Source organism: Microbacterium umsixpiens, from assembly GCF_053543675.1.
Genome location: NZ_JBLVOH010000014.1, coordinates 22,804 through 27,411 on the forward strand (window position 1 = coordinate 22,804; position 4,608 = coordinate 27,411).

Annotated in this window: 3 protein-coding genes and 1 pseudogene; 1 reads left to right on the forward strand and 3 read right to left on the reverse strand. The window is 68.8% G+C overall.

The window, feature by feature from the left end:
* Nucleotides 1-123 precede the first annotated feature (123 nt).
* Nucleotides 124-2,064, forward strand: a complete 1,941-nt coding sequence (gene dxs / locus ACNPM4_RS01245) for a 1-deoxy-D-xylulose-5-phosphate synthase (protein WP_448984424.1) — start codon at nucleotides 124-126, stop codon at nucleotides 2,062-2,064.
* A gap of 39 nt (nucleotides 2,065-2,103) precedes the next feature.
* On the opposite strand, the gene ACNPM4_RS01250 is transcribed toward dxs, so the two are convergent.
* The 3 genes and pseudogenes from ACNPM4_RS01250 to ACNPM4_RS01260 all read right to left on the reverse strand — a co-directional run.
* Nucleotides 2,104-2,799: an SPFH domain-containing protein gene (locus ACNPM4_RS01250; protein WP_029263270.1), complete on the reverse strand. Its 696-nt coding sequence runs from the start codon at nucleotides 2,797-2,799 to the stop codon at nucleotides 2,104-2,106.
* A gap of 140 nt (nucleotides 2,800-2,939) precedes the next feature.
* The gene (locus ACNPM4_RS01255; protein WP_448984425.1) at nucleotides 2,940-4,340 is read right to left on the reverse strand and encodes a glycerol-3-phosphate dehydrogenase/oxidase; all 1,401 of its coding nucleotides are present in this window, start codon (nucleotides 4,338-4,340) and stop codon (nucleotides 2,940-2,942) included.
* 47 nt (nucleotides 4,341-4,387) lie between these two features.
* Nucleotides 4,388-4,608: pseudogene (locus ACNPM4_RS01260) on the reverse strand (TetR/AcrR family transcriptional regulator); the annotation flags it as partial.

Consider the following 4,608-nt stretch of genomic DNA (forward strand, 5'->3'; position numbering starts at 1 on the left):
GGAGTCCCTTCGTCATGTCAAGGGGGGCGGCGCTCACCGGGTTCTCCCCACCTGGCGCGGTAGGATCGACGGGCGTCCGCACCCTCGTCGGGCGCTTCTGGCGAAGCCTGTGAGGAGGCGCAGATGCCCATTCTTCCGAGCATCTCAGGACCCCGTGATCTGGACGCGCTATCGACCGTTCAACTGGAGGAGCTCGCCACCGAGATCCGCACATTCCTGGTCGAGAACGTCTCGCAGACCGGTGGTCACCTCGGCCCGAATCTGGGCGTCGTCGAACTGACGATCGCTCTGCACCGGGTCTTCTCGTCTCCGGACGATCCGTTCATCTTCGACACGGGGCACCAGTCCTACGTGCACAAGCTCCTCACGGGGCGCCAGGACTTCTCCGGCCTACGCGTGCGGGGAGGCCTCGCCGGGTATCCGCAGCGCAGCGAGAGCGCACACGATGTCGTGGAGTCGTCGCATGCATCGAGCTCGCTGAGCTGGGCGGACGGGATCTCCCGCGCACTCACCGCCACTGGTCGCGCGGATCGACATGTCGTCGCTGTCGTCGGCGACGGGGCCCTCACCGGCGGAATGACGTGGGAGGCGTTGAACAACATCTCCGATGACAACGACCGGAACCTCGTGATCGTCGTCAACGACAACGGTCGCTCATACGCGCCCACCATCGGCGGGATGTCGCGGTACCTGAACCGGGTGCGCACTGCAGCGGCATACAAGGATCTGCACCAGCGCTCCGACCGCCTGTTCCGTGCGTTCGGTCCCGTGGGCCGGGCGGTGTTCCGCGGGGTTCGCGGCGGAACCCACGGCTTCCTCTCCCGCTTCACCAACAATGAGGCGCTCTACTCCAACCTCGACATCAAGTACCTCGGTCCCATCGACGGACACGATCTCCCCGCTCTGCTCGAGACGCTCGAGCTGGCGAAGTCGTACGGGGCCCCGGTCATCGTGCACACGATCACCGAGAAGGGACGCGGGTACCAGCCCGCCCGAGACGACGAGGCCGACCAGTTCCACGCAGTGGGGAAGATCGACCCCGCGACGGGTGAGACGCTGTCTTCCGGCGGTCGCGGCTGGACCGACGTGTTCTCGGACGCCCTCGTCTCGGTGGGGGAGCAGCGCAGCGATGTCATCGCGATGACGGCCGCCATGCTGCGACCGACGGGTCTCGCCCCGTTCGCCGAGCGGTTCCCGGATCGCGTCTACGACGTGGGGATCGCCGAGCAGCACGCGGTCGCCTCCGCCGCGGGGCTGGCGTACGGCGGACTGCACCCCGTCGTCGCGCTCTACGCCACGTTCATGGGCAGGGCCTTCGATCAGGTGCTGATGGATGTCGCACTGCACCGTGCGGGCGTGACCTTCGTGCTCGACCGTGCCGGCGTGACCGGCCCCGACGGTCCAAGCCACCACGGGATGTGGGATCTCGCCATGTTGCAGATCGTCCCGCACATCCGCATCGCCGCTCCCAGGGACGGCGCGCGTCTGACCGAAGCGCTGAGCGAGGCCGTTCAGGTCGACGACGCGCCGACGGTCATCCGGTTCCCGAAGGGCGAGGTCGCCGCGGACCTTCCCGCCATCGAGCGCTTGAAAGACGGTGTGGACGTGCTCGCCCGGGGGGAGTCGGAGGACGTGCTGATCGTCGCCATCGGCCCGTTCGCCGAACTCGCGCTCGACGTCGCAGAGCGTCTTCGGGCGCAGGGCATCGGTGCCACCGTGATCGATCCGCGCTGGGCGATCCCGGTGCAACCGTCCGTCATCGAGATGGCGGCCCACCACCGACTCGTGATCACGCTCGAAGACGGCATCCGTGTCGGTGGTATCGGCACTCGGGTGCGACAGGTCCTCCGCGAGGCCGGCATCGACACGGCGGTGGACGAGCTCGGCCTGCCGGACGAGTTCATCGATCACGCCTCTCGGGATCAGATCCTCGCGGATGCGGGACTCACGGCGCCGAAGATCGCCCAGGACATCGTGTCGCAGGTGCTCGGTACCAGGATCCCGAAGGCGCGGGATGCGGGCGAGACGGGGACGATCGACCTGCCTCTCCACGAACGCCACTGATGCGCTGAAGGACCCGCCGGTCCGAATCGAGGGGGAGCGTCAGTTCAGGGCGTGCAGTGCGGCGACGGCCTGCGCGCCGCGATCCACGTCGCGGAGCGCCGTCGACATCAGGTATCCGTCGGTCAACGCGTCGCCGGTGACCATCACGCGCACGAGCTCCACCCCGCAGGCGCGACGGACCTCCTCGGCGCTGGCTGCGATCACGCGCGCGTTGATCTCGTCGTTGTGCGGCAGCTCCGTGCCGTCGAGGCCCCGGATCACGTCTCGCAGGGCAGCCCCGACGATGTTCGAGGCGCGCTCCTTGACGTTCACGACGTCGAGCTCGAACACCCGGAGATCGCGTCCCGTCGGTATCGGGCGCCATTCGAACGACGCGTGCACGCGATGCTGGTGTCCGCTCGCACCGCCCATCTCGCGGACGGGCAGGTCGGTCGCCCGGCAGCGCACATCGATGAGTCGATACCAGTAGAACAGGGGGAAAGCGCCATGTGAGCCGGGGTCGAGGACGACGACCTCCCCGACAGCCCCGCCGCGAGCGGTCGGACGGCGCTGCGGACGGTTGCGGATGATGGGCTTGCCGTTTCGGGTCCGGATCGCTGCCCAGCCTTCATCGACCGTGACGACGAAGAGCTTGAGGAGCGCGGGAAGGACCAGGAGCAGGGTGAGAACCGCGGTGCCGGTCTTCAGGAGCCCTGACATCCCCTTGCCGCCCAGCATCGTGAAGAGCATGTCCATGACACCACTGTGCCGGGTCGCGGCGTGCCGGAGCGCCATCGGGCACCAGGGTTCGGGGGAGTTCATGCGCTGTTCGCCACGCGTTCTCCGGGTCGCTGTGCGGTGGATACGCGGCGGCTCGGAGCCGCCCGGGGACAGGCTCAGACGAGGTCGGCCACGGTACGGGCGACGACGGCCTCGACCCCGGCATGACAGCGTGCGCGATCGGCGTCCACGAGGCCGACCCGCGTGCGGCGGTCGAGGACATCCTCGACGGTCATCGCCCCCTCGACCCGCACGGCGAACTCGATCTCGGCGGTGCTCAGCCCCGTCGCGTCGTCGAGTAGCTCTCCGGAGTCGGGCACCACGCGATCGACGAGCCGCACCGACGCCGTCCGACTCGGTGCCGCCTGGAGGCCGCGGGTCCGGGAGACGAGATCGACGGCATCCTCGGCCATACGTCGATAGGTCGTCAGTTTTCCGCCGAGCACGGTGACGAAGCCTGAGGCGGATGTCGTCACCAGGTGCCTGCGCGAGACGTCGGCGGTGGAGGCCGTGCGGCTGTCGACCAGCGGCCGCAAACCCGCGAACGCGCCACGCACCCGATCACGTCCGACCGGTGCCGTGACCACGCGGTTGAGGCTTCTCAGCAGGAAGTCGATCTCCGGCTCGGTCGGTTGAGCGACTCGGGGCACGGCACCGGGAGAGTCTTCGTCGGTGAGCCCGACGATCACGCGGCCGTACGCCTGCGGCAGCGCGAAGACGTAGCGGCTGATCGAGCCCTCGCGCGGAATCGTGAGTGCCGTCGACGAGATCCCGAGGTCGGCGGCATCGAGCACGATATGGGTTCCCCGGCTCGGACGCACGCCGATCGCCTCGTCGAGCGCACCGGCCCAGACACCCGTCGCGTTGACGACGGCACGGGCGCGGATCTCGAACCGCTCGCCCGTGATGGCTTCTTCGACGGCGGCACCGTCTCCGTGCAGGGTCATGGCTCGAACCCGCGTGAGTATGCGGGCGCCGAGGGCCGCGGCCGTTCGGGCCACGGTCGCCACGAGGCGCGCGTCGTCGACCAGCTGACCGTCGTAGGACAGCATTCCCCCGTGCAGACCATGACGATCGAGAGCGGGCACGAGCCGGAGGGCCGTGCGTGCCGTCACGAGGGTAGGGGCAGGCAGCACCGAGCGGGGTGTGCGTGCCCGCATCCGGAGCAGATCGCCCATTCCCATGCCGACGGCGCCCGCGGTGCGCTGCCGGAACGTCACGTCGCGGGAGAAGGGCAGGAGCTGCCCGAGCGGGCGGATCAGATGCGGGGCGATCGTGGTCATGAGGAGATGGCGCTCGTGTGCGCTTTCCCTCGCAGTCGCGACGTCACCCGTGGCGAGATAGCGCAGGCCGCCGTGCACGAGCTTCGAGCTGAAACGGCTGGTCCCGAAGGCAAGGTCCTCGGCTTCGATCAGTGTCACGCTGAGGCCGCGGGATGCCGCGTCGAGTGCGGCTCCCACGCCCGTGATCCCGCCTCCGACGACGAGCACGTCGACCTGCTCATCGGCCGCGTGCATGAGATCGATCCTCCGTCGCGCGACATTGAGCGCGGATGAATGCCCGGTCATGGGCGGAGCAGCCCGTCGAGTGCGGCTCGTAGCTCACGTTCCCACGCGTCTTCCGAGATGAGGTCGGCCACTGTTGCGTGGGAGAGGACGGCGGACTGCGCGATCAGCAGCAGCATGACCGCGATCTCCTGCGGTGCGCCCTGTCTCACCGAGCCGTCGGTCTGTGAGGCGTCGATGGCGGTGGCGAGCCATCCGAGGATCAGGCGCTGGCTGGATC